Annotated in this window: 18 protein-coding genes; 14 read left to right on the top strand and 4 right to left on the bottom strand. The window is 45.0% G+C overall.

Going from position 1 to position 21,625, the window contains the following annotated elements:
- The first annotated feature begins 121 nt into the window (after positions 1 to 121).
- The 4 genes from MKX41_RS20825 to MKX41_RS20810 all read left to right on the top strand — a co-directional run bounded on the left by MKX41_RS20825 (position 122) and on the right by MKX41_RS20810 (position 3,526).
- Entirely contained in the window at positions 122 to 604 is a 483-nt protein-coding gene (locus MKX41_RS20825; protein ID WP_042191916.1) for an RrF2 family transcriptional regulator, read from the top strand.
- A 21-nt stretch (positions 605 to 625) separates the two neighbouring features.
- Positions 626 to 1,624 carry an LLM class flavin-dependent oxidoreductase gene (locus MKX41_RS20820; protein WP_340972887.1) on the top strand — a complete coding sequence of 333 codons (999 nt, stop codon included), beginning with the start codon at positions 626 to 628 and terminating at the stop codon, positions 1,622 to 1,624.
- Between the two features lie 189 nt (positions 1,625 to 1,813).
- Positions 1,814 to 2,587 carry a hypothetical protein gene (locus tag MKX41_RS20815; protein ID WP_340972885.1) on the top strand — a complete coding sequence of 258 codons (774 nt, stop codon included), beginning with the start codon at positions 1,814 to 1,816 and terminating at the stop codon, positions 2,585 to 2,587.
- Between the two features lie 105 nt (positions 2,588 to 2,692).
- Positions 2,693 to 3,526 carry a prohibitin family protein gene (locus MKX41_RS20810; RefSeq protein ID WP_042191910.1) on the top strand — a complete coding sequence of 278 codons (834 nt, stop codon included), beginning with the start codon at positions 2,693 to 2,695 and terminating at the stop codon, positions 3,524 to 3,526.
- Between the two features lie 75 nt (positions 3,527 to 3,601).
- Here MKX41_RS20810 and MKX41_RS20805 read toward each other — a convergent pair whose 3' ends face one another.
- A complete protein-coding gene (locus tag MKX41_RS20805) occupies positions 3,602 to 4,594 on the bottom strand; it encodes a ketoacyl-ACP synthase III (RefSeq protein ID WP_340972884.1) in 993 nt (330 codons plus the stop codon).
- A gap of 10 nt (positions 4,595 to 4,604) precedes the next feature.
- Positions 4,605 to 4,946 carry a hypothetical protein gene (locus MKX41_RS20800; protein WP_042191906.1) on the bottom strand — a complete coding sequence of 114 codons (342 nt, stop codon included), beginning with the start codon at positions 4,944 to 4,946 and terminating at the stop codon, positions 4,605 to 4,607.
- A gap of 322 nt (positions 4,947 to 5,268) precedes the next feature.
- Between MKX41_RS20800 and deoC the strand changes: the two genes are divergently transcribed.
- The 6 genes from deoC to MKX41_RS20770 all read left to right on the top strand — a co-directional run bounded on the left by deoC (position 5,269) and on the right by MKX41_RS20770 (position 12,743).
- Entirely contained in the window at positions 5,269 to 5,946 is a 678-nt protein-coding gene (gene deoC, locus MKX41_RS20795) for a deoxyribose-phosphate aldolase (RefSeq protein WP_339267252.1), read from the top strand.
- Between the two features lie 312 nt (positions 5,947 to 6,258).
- Entirely contained in the window at positions 6,259 to 7,551 is a 1,293-nt protein-coding gene (locus tag MKX41_RS20790) for a homocysteine synthase (protein ID WP_042131076.1), read from the top strand.
- A 209-nt stretch (positions 7,552 to 7,760) separates the two neighbouring features.
- Positions 7,761 to 8,837 carry a hypothetical protein gene (locus tag MKX41_RS20785; RefSeq protein ID WP_340972883.1) on the top strand — a complete coding sequence of 359 codons (1,077 nt, stop codon included), beginning with the start codon at positions 7,761 to 7,763 and terminating at the stop codon, positions 8,835 to 8,837.
- 540 nt (positions 8,838 to 9,377) lie between these two features.
- Positions 9,378 to 11,342, top strand: a complete 1,965-nt coding sequence (locus MKX41_RS20780) for a heavy metal translocating P-type ATPase (RefSeq protein WP_340972882.1) — start codon at positions 9,378 to 9,380, stop codon at positions 11,340 to 11,342.
- Between the two features lie 156 nt (positions 11,343 to 11,498).
- Positions 11,499 to 12,440 carry a thioredoxin-disulfide reductase gene (gene trxB / locus MKX41_RS20775; protein WP_042191901.1) on the top strand — a complete coding sequence of 314 codons (942 nt, stop codon included), beginning with the start codon at positions 11,499 to 11,501 and terminating at the stop codon, positions 12,438 to 12,440.
- A 69-nt stretch (positions 12,441 to 12,509) separates the two neighbouring features.
- On the top strand, positions 12,510 to 12,743 hold the full coding sequence (locus tag MKX41_RS20770) for a glutaredoxin family protein (protein WP_042191899.1): 234 nt from the start codon (positions 12,510 to 12,512) through the stop codon (positions 12,741 to 12,743).
- A gap of 265 nt (positions 12,744 to 13,008) precedes the next feature.
- On the opposite strand, the gene MKX41_RS20765 is transcribed toward MKX41_RS20770, so the two are convergent.
- A complete protein-coding gene (locus MKX41_RS20765) occupies positions 13,009 to 13,209 on the bottom strand; it encodes a hypothetical protein (protein ID WP_042191897.1) in 201 nt (66 codons plus the stop codon).
- Positions 13,210 to 13,424: 215 nt separating this feature from the next.
- Complete coding sequence (locus MKX41_RS20760) at positions 13,425 to 14,585, bottom strand: ROK family transcriptional regulator (protein WP_076285493.1); 1,161 nt, start codon at positions 14,583 to 14,585, stop codon at positions 13,425 to 13,427.
- A 376-nt stretch (positions 14,586 to 14,961) separates the two neighbouring features.
- Here MKX41_RS20760 and xylA point away from each other — a divergent pair, with 376 nt between their 5' ends.
- The 4 genes from xylA to MKX41_RS20740 all read left to right on the top strand — a co-directional run bounded on the left by xylA (position 14,962) and on the right by MKX41_RS20740 (position 21,502).
- Positions 14,962 to 16,278: a xylose isomerase gene (gene xylA / locus MKX41_RS20755; RefSeq protein ID WP_042131068.1), complete on the top strand. Its 1,317-nt coding sequence runs from the start codon at positions 14,962 to 14,964 to the stop codon at positions 16,276 to 16,278.
- Positions 16,279 to 16,464: 186 nt separating this feature from the next.
- Positions 16,465 to 17,961: a xylulokinase gene (xylB, locus tag MKX41_RS20750; RefSeq protein ID WP_076285492.1), complete on the top strand. Its 1,497-nt coding sequence runs from the start codon at positions 16,465 to 16,467 to the stop codon at positions 17,959 to 17,961.
- Positions 17,962 to 18,176: 215 nt separating this feature from the next.
- Positions 18,177 to 19,964, top strand: coding sequence for a sensor histidine kinase (locus MKX41_RS20745; RefSeq protein WP_076285491.1), 1,788 nt, complete (start codon positions 18,177 to 18,179; stop codon positions 19,962 to 19,964).
- Positions 19,961 to 21,502 carry a response regulator transcription factor gene (locus tag MKX41_RS20740; RefSeq protein WP_340972878.1) on the top strand — a complete coding sequence of 514 codons (1,542 nt, stop codon included), beginning with the start codon at positions 19,961 to 19,963 and terminating at the stop codon, positions 21,500 to 21,502. The genes MKX41_RS20745 and MKX41_RS20740 overlap by 4 nt, the downstream gene beginning before the upstream one ends.
- Positions 21,503 to 21,625: the final 123 nt, after the last annotated feature.

Here is a 21,625-nt window from a genome sequence, read left to right as displayed (position 1 = left end):
GGTTTTACTTTTGGTGCAAACTGATATAAAGTATAAAGTGGATAATGTTTATCCGCTTTATACGCGGGTGGTATAGTCTACAGTTTGTATTAAGCAATTTATGTAGATCGAGGTGCTGTACATGCATATGAAAACAGGGGTAGAACAGTCAGTGTATGCACTGGTTCTGCTTAACATGCTGCCGGACAAAGCGGTGTTGTCTGGAGAAGCGATTAGCCAGCAGCTCGGAGCATCGGCGACCTATTTTCAGAAACTGTTAAGAAAGCTGGTAACCGCAGACATCATCACGTCTGTTCCCGGCATTAAAGGTGGCTTTAAATTAAAGAAGAGACCTGAAGATATTCGTGTATATGACGTTTACCTTGCGGTGGAAGGACAGCAGTCGCTGTATTCATCCAATGGTATTCTGGTAGACATGTTGGATTTAGAGAAAGAAGATAGCTGCTGCCTGTTAACCAATCTGATGGAAGAAGCTGAATCCTCTTGGAAAGCTGTATTAAAGCGGGAGACTATTGCTTCGTTGTCGGAGGAAATGCGTGGTGAACGCTTTAAAGATAAGATTGCAGCCTTAGAGGAATGGATCAGCAATAAAATGGTCATCTGACCAAAGAAGGGATGTATTCGCATGAGATTAAGCGTATTGGATCAGGCACCCGTGACAAGTGGTAACACAGCGGAAGGTGCTCTGAATAAAGCAGAAGAACTAGCTATTTTAGCAGATGAGTTGGGATATAGCAGAATGTGGATGGCTGAGCACCATGGCGGAAATACATTTGCTAGCTCGGCTCCGGAAGTAACGGCAGCCCGTTTAGCCGCTAAGACCAACCGTATTCGAATCGGCACCGGCGGTGTAATGATGATGCATTATTCTCCACTTAAGCTGGCGGAAGTATTTAAAACGTTAAGTGCTTTTTCCCCGGGGAGAATTGATTTCGGTGTGGGACGAGCTCCTGGTGGCGATACAAGTGCCATGTACGCTCTGTCTGAAGGCCGCGAGTTAATGCTGCATAACATGTATGATAAGCTTGGCATTACTATGCAGCTGCTTAGTGATCAGATTCCGGAAAATGAGTTGTATGCCAAAAATCTTGCCGCTCCAACGAAGGTGGCGCTCCCTGAGGTATGGTTGTTAGGCTCGAGCGGCAACAGTGCGCGAAAAGCAGCACAGATGGGAGTCGGATACTCCTTTGCGCAATTTTTTAATGGTGCGATGAGTAATGAGATTTTGGATCAATATCGGAATAACTACCAGCCTTCTATCTTCATGGACAAACCTGAGATTAGTGTATCCTATATGGTGACCACAGCAGAAACGAAGGAAGAAGCTGAGTATGAAGCATTACCGCAGGATATTTTTCGGTTGATGATGAGTAAGGGCCGGATTACTCAGGTGCTGACACCAGAAGAAGCTCAGAACATTTCGCTATCGGAAATTGACCGGATGTCAATCAAGGAAGGGCGCAAGATTCATTTAGTTGGTGCGGTTAAAGACATCGCCGTACGTTTGCAAGAAGAACAAGCACAATATGGATTCCAAGAAGCAATGATATGCAGCATCCCACATTCGCAGGAGAAACGGCTAGAGGTTTACCGACTACTGGCGCGTGAACTGCTAGGCTCTTGATTCTTTCCTCTCAAACCCGCATTTGATGCGGGTTTTTTGTATGCCCAATCTAGCTTTTTGATCGACGCATGCCCTCAAAAGACAATAAATTAACCCTCTCGCCCCCTAAAAGTAACATTTGAATATCTAACTTCATCTATGATTAATGAAAGATTTGATTTTAAAGAGAGGATAGGAAGTGAATAAGAGATGTTTCCTCTACATAAATCCGTTACGCTGACAGCTTTGCTTCTAATGAATCTGCTGGCAGGTTGCCAACATCAGGTTGACCCATCCCCCTCTCAATCGGCTAACGACTACCACACATCAAGACCGAAGCCAACGGACACCGCTGCAAATCTCATTAAGCTGGAGTGGAAGCTGGTGGATACAATCCCCGTAGTCTCTCAACTAAGTGCTCCACCTACAGGCGTTACTTTGATTACAGAGAAAAAGCTGGATAATTTCGGAGGAGTCAAAGTGAGGGTGTATACGATGGCTAGTGACGAAGACTACGTGTATGCCAACATTTCTACTTCCAAAGGACAATACAGTCTAGGGGCGATAGGAACTTATAATTATCGTCAGCCGGAGGATATCAAGGTAGAAGTGGTGCGGATTTTTAGCGAAAAGGTGCTGAAAATCACCGGTGGACTAGGAGCAAATAACTCGCTCACTAACTATTATTTAATCGACGAGAGTGGTAACCCCTCGGGATTGCTGCAGATAGATACCGGACATTCCAAAGAGCTGGATGTTGATGGGGATGGATCTATTGAGGGTGTAGCCGCGCATGGAAATCCAATGAGTGCCTACATTTACCGCTGGAATGTTGATCATGCTGAGGTAAGTTACGTTAATGATGCTTTAAGGGCGGACTCCGTAGTGCTAACGGATGAAGGAATATATGAAGCTTTTAATATCGGGGACAAGCAGAGCAAAAGATTCCGATTGACCCTAGAAGGACTGATCCCAGAGCGGTAATGCCATGACTACTGCTGCTGAAATATTTCCTGCGACCAATTCCCTCGAACCTCCGTATAGACGATTAAGCTTAAATGATTATCCATAATCTAGGAGGGGTATTGGATGAATATGCAAATGAATCCGAAATTGAAACAGCTGCGACCGGGGAAAATAGTTAGCGGTGTTGCAGCGGTGCTCATTGTATTGTTGATTGGCGCGAACTCTTTTGTATCTGTGGAATATGGGCATGTAGGTTTGTACAAAACCTTTGGTAAATTAAATGACAATACGTTGTCACCTGGTATTCATTTTAAAGTTCCGTTTATTCAGACGGTGATTCAAGTCAATACGCAGGTAACGAAAGCGGAGACCGATACTTCAGCCTCTTCAAAAGATCTTCAGCCCGTATCCACACATGTGGCGGTGAACTATTCCGTAAATAAGGCTTCTGCCTTTAATCTGATGAACAATATCGGGGGTAATTTTGATAATGTAATTATCAATCCGGCCATTCAAGAAATCGTTAAAGAAGTGACAGCCAAATATCCAGCAGAGGATTTGATTACACGCCGTGATGTAGTGTCGAGTGAGATCAGTGAGCACTTAACCGCTAGGCTGGCAAAATATGATCTGATCGTCAACGATATTAACATTGTTAACTTTAAATTCTCTGAGGCGTTTAACCAGTCGATTGAAGCGAAGCAGGTCGCCCAGCAGCAGGCGCTGAAGGCCGAAAATGATCTCCGGCGGATTGAAATCGAAGCGAAGCAAAAGATCGCACAAGCTCAAGCCGAAGCCGAATCTTTAAGACTTAAGAAGCAGGAGGTTACACCTGAGCTGGTGCAGCTGAAGCAAATAGAGGTTCAGGAGAAAGCGCTGGAAAAATGGAACGGCGTACTGCCATCTGTAACAGGGGGAGCCACTCCATTTGTGGATGTTCAATCCCTGACTAAATAATTCATTATTAGATTTCTGATTTGTTTCCTCTGATGAGAAAGCCCTACTTCTATAGAAGTAGGGCTTTTTATGCTATTAATATTGATAAAGCATTGTAGGAATTTGCCAACCAGCACCAACCGACCAGAAGAAGACATAGTCGCCACGTTTGATTCGTCCGTCTTCGACTCCGCGTTGAAAGGCGATAAAAGGACTGCTTGTAGCCGTATACCCGAACTCGTCACCTACATAGATGAATTTCTCATCAGTAAGTCCAAGACCCTCTTGGATGAGCTCGATATTTTTGAGAGAGAATTGTGAAAGGCAGAAGGCAGAGATATCATCTGTAGTCAGGCCGTTTCTTGAGAGAAGCTCTTTCATGTCTGCAACCGCCGCATTTACACAAACTGTACCGTCAAAGGGTGTCCAGCGTATCCGAATTTGCTCAGGTGTAATGTCCTTGTGATAAATATTCGATAAACCGCAAGCAGGGAACATAATATTCTCAGATCCCTCAGAATCAGTGTAATAAAGGGAGTCAATGAAGCCTGATTGCTCGCCACTTCGTTCCAGAATGACAGCTGCTGCGGCATCCCCGAAGTTAGGGTAAGTAATTTCATCATCCGTATTGCAGTGCACTGAGCTATAGTCGCTTCCCACGACGAGTGCGTACCGGATACTAGGATTAGCTTGCATATAACGACTTGTCTGCTCTACAGCAGACACCATTCCTGCACAGTTGGCATTGGAATCTTGCGTAATGGTCCGATGTTTACCATGTAGCATGTGGTGCAGCAGGAGTGCGTTGGTAGGATAGGTATATTCCGGTGTCTGTGAAGCGAACATGATCATATCCATATCTTCACCTTGTAAATTGGCTTCTTGTAGCGCTTTTTGGGCGGCCTTGAGTCCCATCGTTAGGGCATTTTCATCCTTATCGTTTACGATGTATCTCCGGTCACGACCCATGACTTCTAGGAATCGCTTAATGTCCTTGCCCATACTCTGGAAATGCTCCAGATAATAATCATTAGATACGACATGTTCCGGATGGTAATAAGCGGCTTGGCGGATGGTTATATGTCCCAAATGAAACCTCCTATGCTTCAATAATTTCGTAATTTTCTAATTTCGTTGCCCGGGCTACTCGGCTTAGCTGCATTTTTAGGACAGGGCTTTTGGCAATAATGAAGGTTACTTTTTTAAATCCTGATTCTTTATACAGTATGTAGCATTGCTCAAGCATAGGAAGAGTGTCGGGCGAGGATACGTTTAATGTCTTGCAATCTAAAATGATCTCATATTGTGCTGGGTCAAATGTACTTACGATTTGGTTGTACTCCTGAATGAAGCGCCCGGCGTCCTCCGGTGACATAGAACCTTCTACTTGTACATTCAGTTTTTGGGCTGCAGCGTTTGAGGTGAAATTAAAGTTTCCCATTTTAAATCGATCTCCTCCTAAATATGATGAAAGAAAAATTTAAATAAATAGGCTAAAAAACCCATTTATATAGATATTATCGTATTTTTTAATGGGAAAGTTTAGGGGGATTATCCTTTATATTTTAAAAAATACAAGAAGGTATAAAATTAACTTGAAAAGATAATTTAGTAAATAATGACCTTCTTTAAGTGTATTTATATGAGTTAATCGAGGTTAGGGTGGGTCTGATCGTCCAGTCGACTTTGCAAAGCAGAGTTCTATTGGTATGATTACAGAGATGAAAAAAATTAACTATCCAAATCATGGAGGAATGACAAAAATGAGCGAAATTACACTATCGCGGATCATTGATCATACACTGCTTAAAGCTGATGCACGGAAAGAAGATATCGTTAAATTGGCAGAGGAAGCAAAAGCATATAAGTTTGCTTCAGTCTGCGTAAACCCTGCTTGGGTAGCTACTGCCCATGAAGTGTTGAAGGATACGCCTGAAGTTAAAGTCTGCACAGTTATCGGCTTCCCGCTCGGATCCTCGACAACAGAGACCAAAGCATTTGAGACTACCAATGCTATCGCTAATGGTGCAGGTGAAGTGGATATGGTCATCAACATCGGAGCGCTGAAAGATGGTGACAATGAGTTGGTTAAACGTGATATTGCAGCAGTTGTAGACGCAGCTCGCGGCAAAGCACTGACTAAGGTCATTATCGAGACCTGTTTATTAACGGAAGAAGAAAAGGTTCGTGCCTGCAAGCTTTCTGTTGAAGCTGGAGCAGACTTCGTAAAAACATCCACAGGATTCTCTACAGGTGGGGCAACGAAGGAAGATATCGCGCTGATGCGTGCAACGGTTGGACCTAATGTGGGTGTGAAGGCTTCCGGTGGTGTTCGTAGTGCAGAAGATGCACATGTAATGGTACAAGCTGGTGCAAGCCGTATTGGTACCAGCGGTGGTGTAGCTATTGCTAAGGGTGAAACAAGCCAAAGCAATTACTAAAAGAAGATAAGTAAAATGGTAGCGGTGAGATGAGGTGGATAAGCTTTATCCGCCGCTATTCTATTTTTTATTGCGTAGACGTTCTGTGTCAGGTACATATGGTTTTACACGTTTCTTCGGCTTAAAAATTTTTATTGAAAGCGTTATCTGATATTCATCGGACATGCTTTCCTTCGAATAAATCAAAATATAATAATTCGCACCGGAATAATGAGATTTTTTTCTTTTCAAATGATGTCGTTTATGAGAGAATGGGTACAATTATTATTTGTTAAAGATTTCTATTCTTATTTATAAAGGGAGGAAATACCTATGTCAGAAGACCGTAAGCTGTCATTTGAAACTTTGACTGTTCATGCAGGCCAGGAAATTGATCCAACTACTTTCGCACGTGCTGTACCGCTTTATCAGACCACGTCTTATGGATTCCGTGATGCTGATCATGCAGCGGATCTGTTTGCGCTCAAAGAATTCGGTAATATTTACACTCGGCTGATGAATCCGACTACAGATGTATTTGAACAGCGTTTGGCAGCACTAGAAGGTGGAGCAGGTGCACTTGCTACAGCTTCCGGGGCAGCGGCTATTTCGTTCTCCATTCTAAATATTGCGGGCGCTGGGGATGAAATTGTATCTGCGGCAAGCCTATACGGTGGAACTTATAATCTTTTTTCTACAACGCTGCCTAAGCTTGGCATTAAGGTGCATTTTGTGGATTCGGATAATCCAGAGAACTTCCGTGCTGCGATTAATGATAAAACCAAAGCTTTGTATGCAGAAACTATTGGTAACCCACAGGGGAATGTACTAGATATTGAAGCCGTTGCAGCGATCGCACACGAACATGGAATTCCTCTTATTGTGGATAATACGTTCCCAAGCCCATATTTACTGCGTCCGATTGAGCATGGAGCTGACATCGTTGTTCATTCGGCAACTAAATTCATCGGCGGGCATGGTACATCTATCGGTGGAATTATTGTAGACGGTGGTAAGTTCGATTGGAAGGCAAGCGGTAAGTTCCCAGGACTTACAGAGCCTGATCCAAGTTATCATGGCGTTGTTTATACGGAAGCTGTTGGACCGATTGCTTATATTATCAAAGCCCGCGTTCAATTACTTCGCGATTTAGGTGCTTCTATTTCACCATTTAACTCTTGGATGCTGTTGCAAGGGCTCGAGACACTCCATTTGCGGATGGAACGTCACAGCCAGAATGCACTAAAGGTTGCGCAATATTTGGAGGCACACGCAGATGTAGAATGGGTAAGTTATTCTGGACTTCCTACTCATCCATCTCATGAATTAGCGCAAAAGTATTTACCTAAAGGTCAAGGCGCGATCCTTACCTTCGGTATTAAAGGTGGAAGTGCTGCGGGACGCAAGCTGATTGAAAATGTGAAGCTGTTCTCGCATTTGGCGAATGTCGGTGACTCCAAGTCATTGATTATCCACCCTGCAAGCACAACACATGCACAGCTGTCGGATGAAGAGCAAACCACAGCGGGAGTAACTCCGGAATTGCTCCGCTTATCGATTGGTACGGAATCTATTGATGATATTATTTATGATCTGGAACAGGCCATTGCCGCAAGTCAACAATAGAACAATGAAGTTCAAGGAAGGCATCTGCTGCTATGTGGCGATGCCTTTTTTGTGATTTAATAAGGAAAATTATTCATATGATTTGGCAACGCTTGCATATTTCATGGGAGGTTCCCGTATTTATAAGTGTGGTAATAAGATGTCGGTGGCATGATGTTTATTTACTAGGCGTACCGGCAGCAATCCAAAGATAAAGGGTGGGTGCGAAGATGAAGGGTGAACGTCAGCAGGATGGTTTTCGGAGTAGTGAAGAGCGCCCGTTCAAGTTCATGTATAAGGCCGGTGATCGGGCTGTTGGGATGGAAATGAGCCAAGCCGGATCCGTTGCCTCCGCTGCCGCAGAATTTATCACCGGAGTAGAGCAGAAGGATGTCGTAGAACCTTTGAACCGTTCTTATTTTAAGCGCCCTGGAGAACAGTCGGCTTTCTTAGTGCTGCGTGAAGGACGAGAAGAACGTGAAGAGCGCCCTACTACAAGAGAAGGAACAAGATCCGTTCAAGCTGGACCTTGTCTGATACGAAGTGAGGAATGGCTGCTTGAACCTGAATTGTTCTGTCTTTATGAGAACTGGTTATCCAGTGAAGATGAGCTGCAGGCTAATCGAATGCTGCAGCGGATTTATTATCGATTGCAGGCAGCGACCACAGCGCTGCTGGAATCGCCGGATGGTGAATGGGCAGCGCTCACCCTGCTGCATCCAGAGGAGCTTGCGGCGCAGCCCGCAAAGCTCACCGCGCTTCAGGACGCGCAGCTCGAAGCGCTTTTTACTGCGGTGGCGGAGAGCCAGCGGCAAGGCGGCGATTGCCGCCTTGACCTGCTGGTCGCCTACACCGCAAGCGGAGCCGAATTCGCCGCAAAGCGCGAATTCATCGAGGTCGTGGCCGATCAGACACTCGGCCACGCTTATGCGGCGGCGTGCCGCATCGGGGCGCTGATCGCGCCCGATGTGGAGCCCTCCGCCGCCGCGGAAATCGCGCGCATCGCCGATTTCCTAGTGCTCGACGGCGCGGCGAGCGAGCTCGCGCCGGAAGGGGCCGCCGCAGAGGGCTTCGCCCTGGCGGCGGGCGAGATCCTTGCCGCCGTGCGGAGCGTGAAGCCGGCGGCGGTAGTTCTCGCCGCGGGGACTCCGGCGGCGACGGCTTTGGCCGATCTGTATCAGATCGGCCTCAGCGGGATCTTTTGCAGCGCAGGTCAGCGGACCGAAGCGCTGCTTAGAGCAGCCTGTCTGATCTGGATCGCCAGGCAGCAGGAGACACTGGATACTGCCGCCGGTGGAAGGCAGTAGGACAACAACGAAGCGGCTGTCACATAAGCCGCTTTCTCTTCTAAATGTGACGTTTCATTTAGAATCGATAAAAAGACAAAAGAGCAGTGATTCTGCCGTTATTGGAGAATCACTGCTCTTCGTTATTGAATGATCACTGTAATTTATGGTTGGGAGCTCTTCTTCAACAGAGCTTTTAGATAAAATTCGCCACTAAACGGGCAGCTAACACATATTCTGAAATAAATGGCGGTTAGCTGAATAGATAGGCTTTACTTTTTAATTCCTGGTGGTATGATTAAAATATAAGTTGCACTAAGGAAATATAGTTGTACTATTGCAACAATGATTATCATTCTCACTACCTATAGTTTTCAATCATGCTGTCCCGGCTAAGCCGGGGCAGCATGTGTCATTTTAGGGGTCTTAATAATGGCTCTCATTCTCACTTGGCAGAAGTAAAACTCCACAAAACAAAGCGTATGCTCACGAAGCAAGTTTTGTTGCGAAGTAGAGTCAATGAAGTAAAACTCCACAAAACTTTAAAGGACGGCGATTATTATGCAAGCAACATCAAAACATTTACCCAAGCAGTCATCTATCTCTGGCAGCATGAAGAAGCCAGGCGCTCCAAAGCGCCGGTTCGATCCGCGTGCCATGCTCAGCAATTCTGAAATGCAGGCTGCTCTGGGCAGCGGACTGCTTATGCTTTTTGCTTGGTCAGTTAGTGGATGGTCAGAAATTCTTTCCATAGCGCTCTATGTCATTTCTTATACGATTGGTGGCTGGAACAAGGCAAAGGAAGGCGTAGAAACGCTCGTCAAAGAACGAGATCTCGATGTGAATCTATTAATGATTGCAGCCGCACTAGGCGCAGCTTCCATTGGATACTGGAATGAAGGTGCTATGCTTATTTTCATATTTGCACTCAGTGGAGCATTAGAGAGTTATACGATGGAACGTAGTAAAAAGGATATTTCCTCGCTGATGGCACTCAAACCGGCTACGGCTATGCGCATTGAAAAAGGAAGTATGAATGAGGTTAATATTGACCAGCTGGTGATCGGAGATCTGCTGCTTGTGCGCCCGGGAGATTTAATTCCGGCAGACGGCAAGGTATATCGGGGGGAATCGGCAGTAGATCAGGCTTCCATTACGGGAGAATCGGTTCCTGTAGAGAAATGTGCCGGTAGCGAGGTTTTTGCAGGCACTGTGAATGGAGAAGGCCCCCTTTATATTGAGGTAACGAAAGCAGCTGAGAACACCCTTTTTGCTAAAATCATCAAAATGGTAGAAGAGGCAGAGACGGAAGTTCCTAACTCCCAGCGTTTTATTAAAAGACTAGAAGCCATCTATGCACGGGTTGTCGTAGCCTCCACAGTGGCACTGATTATCCTTCCACCATTTTTGCTGGACTGGAGCTGGAGCGCAACCTTCTATAAAGCGATGGTCTTTCTAGTAGTAGCATCACCTTGCGCTCTGGTCTCTTCCATTATGCCAGCGATGCTGTCAGCCATCTCCAAAAGTGCGCGAAAAGGGGTTCTGTTTAAAGGCGGGGTCCATCTGGAAAATATGGCACGCACAACGGTTGTGGCATTCGATAAGACAGGGACGCTTACAGAGGGAACTCCTCAGGTAACTGATTTTATTGCAGGTGAAGGCTACAGTCGGCAAGAGTTGCTAACGGTTAGCGCATCCATTGAGCATATGTCCCGTCATCCACTGGCGGAAGCGATTGTGCGTAAAGCAGAAGAGGAAGGTTTAGTGCTACAGGGAGTAGAAGACAGTAAAACCACCACAGGTTGGGGAATTGAAGGTCAAATCGACGGACATCTCTGGAGAATCGGAAAGTCTAATTTACTCGATGAGCTGACTCCATCTGCTATGAATCCTGAACTAGAGCATTGGAAACTTAAGCGGCAGCAGTTGGCTGAAGAAGGGAAGACCGTCTCCATCATTTTGGACGGTGAGCAAATTGCCGGAATGATTGCTTTACAGGATACGGTTCGCCCACAAGCAGAAGCCGCAGTGCGTAAGCTGCAGGAGCTTGGGATTAAAGTAGCAATGCTTACCGGTGACCGTGACGCTACAGCTCAGGTTATTGCAGGTACAACTGGAGTGGATATGGTATTTGCCGATCTATTGCCGGAGGATAAAGTGAAGCATATCAAAGCACTACGTGAAAAGTATGGTCACGTTGTTATGGTAGGTGACGGTGTGAATGATGCACCTGCTTTGGCGACAGCAACCGTAGGCATGGGGATGGGCATGAAAGGGAGCGGCGCAGCACTTGAAATAGCCGATGTAGTGCTTATGAATGATAATATAGAAGAGATCGCTTCAACGATATCATTGGCGCGTCGTTCGCAGCGTATTGTGAAGCAAAATATGATTTTTGCTGTGACTGTGATTGCAGTGCTTATGATCAGCAACTTTGTGCAAGGGATCGCTCTTCCTTTTGGCGTGATAGGGCATGAAGGCAGTACGATATTAGTGATTCTAAATGGACTAAGATTATTGCGATAATATTTTTTAAAATTAAATTGTTCACAAAATAGTTTCGGAACTTGGGAGTCTGGCATATTGACATATTTGCTTTCAGTTATCATAATTAACACTACATTATAATTATTTTAAATAAGAAGCGACGTCATTGCCGTTTAGCTCAAGGAGGACATAGATATGTATAAATCAATAATTGTTGGTACTGGACCGGCAGGATTAACCGCCGCTATCTATTTGGCTCGTGCCAATTTGAACCCACTAGTCATCGAAGGACCTCAACCCGGTGGACAATTAACCACAACTACAGAAGTGGAGAATTTCCCTGGATTTCCTGAAGGAATCATGGGCCCTGACTTGATGGATAATATGCGTAAACAAGCTGAACGTTTTGGTGCAGAATTCCGTACGGGCTGGGTGAACAGTGTAGAACTTGGAGAGCGCCCTTTTAAGCTGAATGTTGAAGGAATGGGTGTTCTTACTACAGATACATTGATCATTTCCACAGGCGCTACAGCAAAATACCTCGGTATCCCAGGGGAGCAAGATAACGTAGGACGCGGTGTGAGCACCTGCGCTACCTGTGACGGATTTTTCTTCCGTAATAAAGAGATCGTGGTTGTTGGTGGCGGAGATTCCGCACTTGAGGAAGCGGGTTTCTTGACTCGTTTTGCTTCCAAAGTGACTTTGGTGCACCGTCGTGGAGAATTGCGTGCTTCGAAGATCATGCAGGACCGTGTACGCGCTAATGTTAAAGTAGACTGGAACTTGAACCGTACTCCTCTGGAAGTGACTTCGAGCGAAAGAGGCGTCAATGGACTAAAAGTGCTTAACAATGAGACTGGTGAAGAAGAAATCATCGAAGCAAGCGGCGTGTTTGTTGCGATTGGCCACCACCCTAATACCTCTTTCTTAGGTGGACAGATCACAACCAATGCGGATGGCTATATCATGACGAACCCAGGCACTTCCGAAACTAATATCCCAGGTGTGTTCGCATGTGGTGATGTACAGGATACTCGTTACAGACAAGCGATTACTGCAGCAGGTAGTGGATGTATGGCAGCTATGGATGCTGAGAAATATATCGAAAGCTTGGAGCACAGTGCAGTTATTCTATAATTTGGTTTGAAAAACCCTCAATGCTACAATTGATATCATCACTGTATATCTTTTATAGGAGGTCATACCATGGAGAATGTAATTGTATATACCTCAACAAATTGCCCGCATTGCCGTCAGGTGAAGAGCTTTTTAAGCGAAAAAGGCGTATCCTACGAAGAACGCAATGTCGAGCAGAACGATGATTTTGCGCAGCAAGTATGGGACATGGGAGTGAGGGCTATTCCTGTAACTGTAATCGGTGAGCATAAAATTGTTGGCATGAACAAAACTCAGTTCGACAAAGCACTCGCGACTGTTTGAAAATATAAGAATTTATATGCTGCACAACTATAATATTCTTATATTTCTACGAGGAGCCGATGTCGTCTTAATAGGACGATAAAGTCGTTTCTTCTTGTTAAATAAGATTTCCATAAGGAAATTGTAATGGGCCGCTTCCGATCAGGAGGCGGTCTTTTTTGAAATATAAGAAAGTATAAAATACCTGCGAGCTTTAGCATACAAAAAATAGTCTGACGCATCTGTGCGCAGACTATTTTTATGAAAGTAGATCTAGAAGTAGAGTTTAGGTTTGAGTGAAAGATGTAATGAGCTGAAATAGCACGTATACAGCAGCGCCGCTGCCAATAAGAATAAATCCTGATTTCTTTTTAGCTTGAAAAAAACGGAGCACGCCGAGGCTGATCAAAGGGGCAATAATGAGCAGAAAAAGCAACACAGTGATGAACATCTGTGCCGAGATATCAGACGTATCAACATAGGTCATGGACTCGCTCTCCATTTCAAAAAAGGGGTTGTAGTGATAAATGTCACACTAGCTTGACCTTTATTATATAGGATTTCTGTTCTTTTTACTGCACTTTTGATTCACTCAAATGCGTCAATTTTACGTCAATTATTTCAAAATATAAGAATGTATATGTTCCACGCTATAAATTATTCTTATATTTCTCACATAAACGCTTCGCTTACCGTTATGGATTATAGGGTCACCCGAATATCGCCCAGGAAATGCATAACAGCAGAGAAACCTGCGCCGATCATCGTTCCACGGCTGCCGAGCTTAGAGAATGTAATTTCGAGTTGCTGCTTATGGTAAGGAAGAGTACGCTCAGCTACAACCCGACGCAGCGGTTCGCCTAGCCATTCTTCAGCCTCAGACAATGCCCCACCGATCACAATAAGCTCTGGATTGAAGCTATTGATTAGATTGGTCACCCCGATACCGAGATATTCACCCATCGTTGAGAAGTGATGCAGGGCGTCTTCTTGCCCGCCGGCTGCAAAGCGAACCAGCTCTGGCGTAGTATGGGCAGGGAGGGAGAGATCGGGATTATCATAAGTTTTCTCAGAGGCATATAACTCCCAACAACCACGACTCCCGCAACTGCAAGGCTTGCCTTGTGCTTCAATCGTCATATGTCCGGTTTCGCCGGCATATCCTCTTGCACCCTTGTACAGCTCCCCACCAATAATAATTCCAGATCCAATCCCTGATCCCGCACTGATGTAAAGGAGATGCCTTACCTCTCGTGCCGCTCCAAAGTTGAGTTCACCCTGTGCACCCGCGTTCGCTTCGTTATCAATGGTGACAGGAACGGAAAATTCAGCTTCGAGTATCGCTCGCAGCTCGACCATTTCCCAGCCAAGGTTGGGAGCGAAGAGTACAACACCATTTTCATCCACCATCCCGGGGACACCTACTCCGATGCCGACGATGCCGTAAGGGGATTCTGGAGCGTTGATAATCAAGCCTGAGATAAGTTTTTTCATTTGTTCCAGAACGTAAGGGAAATCATGGTTTTCTAAAGAGAAATCGCTTTCGTAAAGAATGCCCCCGCTCAGATCACATAAGACCGCTGTTAGCTGCTTTACCCGTAATTCTATGCCGATTACACTACCAGCCATCGTGTTAAAATGCAGCATTAACGGTTTGCGGCCACCGCTTGATTCCCCAGGTCCGACTTCAGTTACCAATTCTTGCGTGCACAGCTCGGCTACCAAATTGGACACAGTAGCTTTATTCAGTCCGGTCATCTCTGAGACCTTCGCGCGCGAGAGTGGAGAGTGTCTTCGAATGGTATGTAGTACAATCGATTTATTTATTTTTTTGACCAGCGCTTGGTCTCCAGTAACCTTCACAAATCACACATCCTTCTTAAATTATAAGAAAGTATAAGCTTCACGGTATACTTTCTCCTTATAATTCTCGCATAAACGCTTACCGTCCTTAAAAGGACGCTAAAGGCGTTTTAGCTTGGCATAGTTCCCATTTGTTGTATGCCACTTAGTCTAGAGTGATGTGCTGCAAATTGCAATACGTAGCGTCCAGAGGAAATTTTCCAACAGGGATCTCCTATATTTGGGAAGAGGAGAGAGGAGGCTAGACAGGGTCCCAAAAAATGGTCATAAAAAACTTATCAAAACTTTGTTTAACCAATATACAAAGTCCGAAAGATGTGTTAAGATGATCCTGTAAACGCTTGCGGGCGAAGCACAAATTGAGGAGGATTACACAATGGCTTATTTTGAGACAGTGAACAAAATCTCTTACGAGGGAAGCCGTTCCACCAACCCTTTCGCATTTAAATTTTACAATCCTAAAGAAGTCGTAGCCGGCAAAACTATGGAAGAACATCTGAAATTTGCAATGGCTTATTGGCATACATTAACTGCTGGCGGTTCTGATCCGTTTGGCGCTGAAACAGCAATTCGCAGCTGGAACAAATTGAACGGTCTGGACAAAGCTAAGGCTCGCGCTGAAGCAGCATTTGAATTTATGGACAAGATGGATCTGCCTTACTTCTGCTTCCATGATGTAGATATCGCACCTGAAGGCGCATCTTTGCGTGAATTCTACAGCAACATCGACACTATCGTTGATATCCTTGAACAAGGCATGAAGACTTCCGGCAAGAAATTGTTGTGGAATACAGCTAATATGTTCACTAACCCACGTTACATGCACGGTGCAGGTTCTACACCTAACGCTGATGTTTTCGCACATGCAGCAGCACAAGTGAAGAAAGGTTTGGAAGTTGGTAAACGTCTGGGTGCTAGCAACTATGTATTCTGGGGCGGTCGTGAGGGTTACGAAGAATTGCTGAATACAGATATGGGTCTTGAACAAGACAACATCGCTCGCCTGTTCAGCATGGCTGTAGATTACGCTAAGGAAATCGGCTTTGACGGTCAATTCCTGATCGAGCCTAAACCAAAAGAGCCTACGAAACATCAATATGATTTCGATGCAGCAACAACGATCTCTTTCTTACAAAAATACAACCTCGACAAGCACTTCAAGCTGAACCTTGAAGCTAACCATGCTACGCTTGCAGGTCATACTTTTGAACATGAGCTTCGTGTAGCTCGTATCAACGGCATGCTCGGATCGCTTGATGCTAACCAAGGTGATACATTGCTCGGATGGGATACAGATGAATTCCCAGTTAACATCTACGATGCAACACTTACACTGTATGAAGTACTCAAGAATGATGGTCTTGGCAAAGGAGGAATCAACTTTGACTCTAAAGTACGTCGTCCTTCCTTTGAGCCTGAGGATCTGTTCCTAGCACATATCGCTGGTATGGATACTTATGCAAAAGGCTTGAAAGTAGCTGCTAAATTGATCGAAGATCGCGTATTCGAAGATTTCGTTGAAAAACGTTACAGCAGCTTCAATGAAGGCGTTGGTGCGGACATAGTATCCGGCAAAGCAACTCTGGCTTCCTTGGCTGAATATGCTTTGAACAATGAGAACCCACGCCCTAACCAATCCGGACGCCAAGAATACCTGAGAGCTACCCTTAACCAATACATCTTGGCTGAGTAGTCTTTACAGGGAGCTTGAAGCTTAGGCTTTGAATCCAGTTTGAACAAATGCAACGGGGGTTGCTGAAGAGAGCATTCTTCGGCAGCCCCCTTTTTGTAGTAAAAACTAAGTGGATACTTACGAAGTAAGTTTTACTCGAAGTAATTCAATGAATCCTATGCTCATAAAACTTTTAGGAGGTCAAAAATGAAATACGTTATAGGTGTAGATTTGGGCACTAGCGCAGTGAAGACTGTTCTAGTGGACCCACAGGGCAAGGTGGCTTTTGAGCATTCCGAGTCCTACCCGCTAAGCAGACCGCAGCCGAACTGGAGCGAACAAAATCCTGAGGACTGGGTAAAAGGCACGCTGGTCAGTCTTCGTCGTCTGATTGAAGTATCAGGCATAGACCCATCACAAGTTGATGGTCTTAGCTTCTCCGGGCAAATGCACGGATTGGTACTAGTGGATAAGGAAGGGCAAGTGCTTCGTCCGGCCATTCTTTGGAATGATACTCGTACTACTGCACAGTGCAGAAGAATAGAGAAGACGCTCGGAGCAAAGCTTATTGAGGTTGCTAGAAACCGTGCACTGGAAGGCTTCACACTTCCTAAAATTCTATGGGTACAAGAGAATGAACCTGAGGTATTATCACAAGCGTATCAGTTCCTGTTGCCAAAAGACTATGTGCGTCTCCGGTTGACCGGTGATTATGCGATGGATTATTCCGATGCTGCAGGAACGCTTCTATTAGATGTAGGTTCTAAAACGTGGAGTGCTGAAATTGCTGAAGCTTTTGAACTGCCGCTTTCCCTTTGTCCTAGACTGGTAGAGTCCTTTGAGCAGACAGGAACGTTATTGCCGGATATTGCGGAAGCGTCAGGTCTTTTATCTTCAACAAAGGTATTTGCTGGTGGTGCGGATAATGCATGCGGGGCTCTTGGAGCAGGTGTCCTTGGTGAAGGCCGGACGATGTGCAGTATTGGTACATCTGGTGTAGTTCTTTCCTATGAGAGCAACAAAGATTTAAATCTCGAAGGCAAAGTCCATTTCTTCAACCATGGTGAAAAAGATGCCTACTATATCATGGGCGTTACTCTAGCGGCTGGTCATAGCCTTACATGGTTCAAAGAAACCTTTGCGGCAGACAAAAGCTTTGATGAATTGCTAAGTGGAGTAGCTTCCATTCCAGCGGGTAGCGGCGGACTGCTCTTTACACCTTATATCGTAGGGGAACGTACACCTCATCCAGATGCGAATATTCGCGGAAGCTTTATTGGTATGGATTCAGGGCATACGTTGACTCATTTTACACGTTCTGTATTAGAAGGCATTACCTTTTCGCTACGTGAATCTATCGAGATTGTACGTGATTCAGGCAAAGAGATTACAGAAATCATTGCGATCGGTGGCGGGGCTAAAAATGAGGCATGGCTCCAGATGCAAGCAGATATTTTCAATGCATCCATCGTGAAGCTTGAAAGTGAGCAAGGTCCGGCTATGGGAGCGGCGATGTTGGCAGCTTACGGTAGTGGCTGGTTCACATCACTTAGTGCATGTGCAGAAGCTTTCATCCGTCCTGCGGATGTATATAAACCAGATCCGAAGCAAGCGGCAATCTATGACGGCTTATTTAACCTCTATCAGGAAGTCTACGGTCAGACCCGTGAACTGAATAACAAGCTGGCAGCGTACCGCCAATAATTAAGGACGCCGAAAGGTTTATGCTTGATATGTCTGATAAAAGGTCTTTCGCATATGGCGAAGGACCTTTTTATGACCATCTCGTTTATTGATCTGAGGATAGGCTGTATTCGAAGTTGTTGCCGTTCCTATTTTTCTTCTGTAAAGTATGGGGTATCTCCAGGGCAGCGTTAAACTCTGCATGAGATAGTGAAGGTTTCGGGGGGCGGAAGGCCATGTTCCAATGGATTGTTAAGCTGTTGAATGACATCAAAATCCGCAATAAGCTGTTGCTTGCTTTTTTACTCACCACGTTACTTCCGGTATTACTGGTAGGCGGTTATCTTACGTTTGAGATGAGGACCATGGCGTTTCAGAGCGCACTGGAACAAGCTTCAATCAACGTAGATCGGGTAAAGAAAAGAACGGAAGAAGTTATCGGTGTATCTCAAGATATCGCATATCGCTTGAGCAATGATGCACGGTTGAAGAGGCTTGCCATACGTCAGTATGTTAGCACTTATGATGTGGTGGAAGCTTACCGCGATTATTCGGATATGCGTGAGTATCTAAGGTTGTATAAAGATATATCCAACATTCGCTTATACACTGACAACGCTACGCTGCTTAACAACTGGGAGCTGATCAATCCATCACCTGAGATTAAAGAGAGCCAGTGGTATCAGAGAGCACAGCGGTACGATAGTCTTGTCGGTTGGGAATATATCGAAGATGAGCGTGATAAGCGGAATTATTTAAGTCTTGTCCGCAAAATCGAGCTGGAGGGCTCCAGTAAGATCGGTGTACTCGTTATTAATGTGAACAGTCAGCAGCTTGCATCCATTCTAAGCCAGGAATCATTTGATACCATGATCGTCGATGATCAAGACAATATCATTGCAGCGAACCGGAAAGATCGGACAGGTAAAAAGCTGGTGGATGTTTCTTTTGACACGAAGCTCTTGGGGCAGGGAAGTGGAAGCTATGAAGCAGTAGTAGATGGTGAAGCTTCCAAAATTGTGATCGAGGAGCTTAAACCACAAGCCAGCCGAAATGCACTACGAATTATATCTGTTTTTTCGATTGAAAGTATAGTTAAAGAACCCAATCAAGTGATTAAGCTTTCGATTACTGTGGTTGCGATAAGTGTTCTATTGGCCTTTTTAATTATATATAGCTTCTCCTCTTTGTTTTCACGACGATTGCTGCATTTAAGCAGACATATTAACCGAGTCAGTACTGGGGATTTTGATACGACATTAAAGATTGATGGCAAGGATGAAATCGCCCTGTTAGCTCGTCAATTCAATTCCATGGTACGCAGCATTAATGATTTGATGTATGAGGTACAGGAATCCAATGCACAGAATAGTCTGCTGGAACAGAAACAAAATGATATACGATTCAAAATGCTGGCCAGCCAGATTAACCCGCATTTCTTATTCAATGCACTAGAAGCGATTCGGATGGAAGCTCACATGAAGGGGCAAGTGGAAATTGCCCGTGTGGTACGTCTTCTAGGTAAAATGATGCGCAGTAACCTGGAGGTAGGCCGAAGTAAAATTTTGCTTAGTCAGGAATTAGAAGTGGTACGTTGTTACTTGGATATTCAGCAATTCCGTTATGAGGAGAGGTTGAAATATCAATTTACTGTAGACCCTGCCGTTGAATCTCTTTATATGCCCCCGCTTCTTATTCAGCCACTTGTTGAGAACGCAGTAATCCACGGACTGGATAATAAGATGGAAGGTGCATTTGTGACGGTGGAAGTTGTACAAGTTGGGGATCATGCTAAATTTACGATTACAGATAACGGAGTAGGAATATCTCCAATTCAGCTGGAGGAATTACTGAACACGCTTGAGCGTAAGGAAGAGCGTGAAGGTGAGCGAATTGGACTTCGTAATGTACATGACCGGCTAAAACTATCCTACGGCGCAGAATATGGGCTAACGATTGAAAGTAGACCTAATGTAGGAACGGTTATTTTCTTCTGCATACCAATGGAGGACAACAATCTATGATAAAAGTGATGATTGTCGATGATGAGCCGAAGCTACGGGAAGGACTTCGAAGTCTGATCCCATGGGAGAAGCTCGGTTATACGGTGGTAGCTACAGCAGCTAATGGCTTGCAAGCACTTGAAAAGTATCATACCTTCTACCCGGAGCTGATCGTTGCTGATATTCGTATGCCTGGAATGGATGGTCTGGAAATGATTAGTGAGCTTCGTAAAGAAGGCTCAGAAAGTCATGTACTCATTTTGAGTGGACATGCTGATTTTGAATATGCTAAGCGGGCGATTGGATATCGGATCGACGGCTATTTGCTGAAGCCAGTGGATGAGGATGAGATGATCGTATGTCTGGAACAGCTACATGAAACAATCGAGCAGGAGCAGCGGTTCAGTGACTGGAATGAGGAGGAGCCCGCTCGCAATAGGGAAACTTTACTCCGAGCGCTTCTACAGCCAACCTCAGAGGAAGAACTGGAGGAGGACCTTAGCAGACATGTGGATGCGCTAGGACTCGATCAGGGGAATTATAAAGTCATTCTCATTGAGTTAAGAAAAACAGCTGGTGCAAATGATGAGGATCTCCGGGGAATCAAAACAGTAATGGAACAGCATTTTAGTAATCATCCTAATGCATCATTCTTTACATTGTCACAGTATTTGGGCATTCTCATGAAGGATCCGGACCAGAGCGCGAGCAAGCGGGAAGAATTATATAAGGGATTATCTGCAGTGATAGAACCAAAGGGTTACGACTTCATTGCAGTAGCGGGGGGAGTAGTACCTCGACCTGAAATGGTGGGAGAATCGTTTAATTCAGCACGTGAGCTGTTAAGACGTTCCTTCTTCTTCAAGAAGGGGATCATCATCAGTACAGATCCTTCAGGATTTCTGATGGAGATGAAGGAGAAGACTGAAGAGGATCAGGAGACGGAGAGTCGTCTGCTGCTTGCAGTAGAAACCGGAAGTCTGAGCGCGATTCGACCGATAGTGCTAACTATCTGTGCTGAACTTGTATCTGCGGGCAGCGACGAATTGCGAATTAAAGAGACCTTTGTGAGACTCCTTAGTACTGTCCTGGCCCGTCTGGAGCCTACGTATCCGGAAATTCGCACCTATGCAGCAGAGCATTCCCCTCCAATAGGGGAGCTTTATCAAAGTTATTATTTGTCTGATTTGCAGGATCAGGCTGTCTCATTTCTCGAAGAAATTGCGGGCCAGATGACCAGTGGGCGTGGAAATGAAATTAAGAAGATTACAGAAATAATCAACCGTCGCTACAATGAGAACCTAAAGCTGGAGACCTTATCCGAGTTATTCTGCTACAACAGCGCTTACCTCGGTAAAATGTTCAAGAACACCACAGGAGAATACTTCAATACGTACGTGGATAAAGTGCGGATTGAGAAGGCTAAGGAATTTCTGACGCAAGGGATGAAAGTATACGAGGTGGCTGAGAAGGTAGGATATATGAACCCTGATTATTTCAACGCTAAGTTCCGTAAATATGTAGGAATCTCACCAACTTCTTATCGTAAAAGCATCTAAGGATGGTGTGGTATTCTTGTCTTGTCTGTTATACCCGTGGCTGAGTTCAGGTGGTTTTCTGAACTTTAGTCCACGGGTCTTTTTTTTTGTTTTCCCTACTCCCACCAATTGTACGTGGTGAAG

Source organism: Paenibacillus sp. FSL R5-0475 (assembly GCF_038004585.1).
Classification (GTDB): domain Bacteria; phylum Bacillota; class Bacilli; order Paenibacillales; family Paenibacillaceae; genus Paenibacillus_AQ.
Note: the sequence above shows the minus strand (reverse complement) of the source record. Positions and strands in the feature narration are given on the sequence as shown.

Bases quoted from the DNA above. Each gene is read 5' to 3' on its own strand.
- MKX41_RS20825 (WP_042191916.1), top strand. From the start codon at position 122: ATGCATATGAAAACAGGGGTAGAACAGTCAGTGTATGCACTGGTTCTG.
- MKX41_RS20820 (WP_340972887.1), top strand. From the start codon at position 626: ATGAGATTAAGCGTATTGGATCAGGCACCCGTGACAAGTGGTAACACA.
- MKX41_RS20815 (WP_340972885.1), top strand. From the start codon at position 1,814: ATGTTTCCTCTACATAAATCCGTTACGCTGACAGCTTTGCTTCTAATG.
- MKX41_RS20810 (WP_042191910.1), top strand. From the start codon at position 2,693: ATGAATATGCAAATGAATCCGAAATTGAAACAGCTGCGACCGGGGAAA.
- MKX41_RS20800 (WP_042191906.1), bottom strand. From the start codon at position 4,946: ATGGGAAACTTTAATTTCACCTCAAACGCTGCAGCCCAAAAACTGAAT.
- deoC (WP_339267252.1), top strand. From the start codon at position 5,269: ATGAGCGAAATTACACTATCGCGGATCATTGATCATACACTGCTTAAA.
- MKX41_RS20790 (WP_042131076.1), top strand. From the start codon at position 6,259: ATGTCAGAAGACCGTAAGCTGTCATTTGAAACTTTGACTGTTCATGCA.
- MKX41_RS20785 (WP_340972883.1), top strand. From the start codon at position 7,761: ATGAAGGGTGAACGTCAGCAGGATGGTTTTCGGAGTAGTGAAGAGCGC.
- MKX41_RS20780 (WP_340972882.1), top strand. From the start codon at position 9,378: ATGCAAGCAACATCAAAACATTTACCCAAGCAGTCATCTATCTCTGGC.
- trxB (WP_042191901.1), top strand. From the start codon at position 11,499: ATGTATAAATCAATAATTGTTGGTACTGGACCGGCAGGATTAACCGCC.
- MKX41_RS20770 (WP_042191899.1), top strand. From the start codon at position 12,510: ATGGAGAATGTAATTGTATATACCTCAACAAATTGCCCGCATTGCCGT.
- MKX41_RS20765 (WP_042191897.1), bottom strand. From the start codon at position 13,209: ATGACCTATGTTGATACGTCTGATATCTCGGCACAGATGTTCATCACT.
- xylA (WP_042131068.1), top strand. From the start codon at position 14,962: ATGGCTTATTTTGAGACAGTGAACAAAATCTCTTACGAGGGAAGCCGT.
- xylB (WP_076285492.1), top strand. From the start codon at position 16,465: ATGAAATACGTTATAGGTGTAGATTTGGGCACTAGCGCAGTGAAGACT.
- MKX41_RS20745 (WP_076285491.1), top strand. From the start codon at position 18,177: ATGTTCCAATGGATTGTTAAGCTGTTGAATGACATCAAAATCCGCAAT.
- MKX41_RS20740 (WP_340972878.1), top strand. From the start codon at position 19,961: ATGATAAAAGTGATGATTGTCGATGATGAGCCGAAGCTACGGGAAGGA.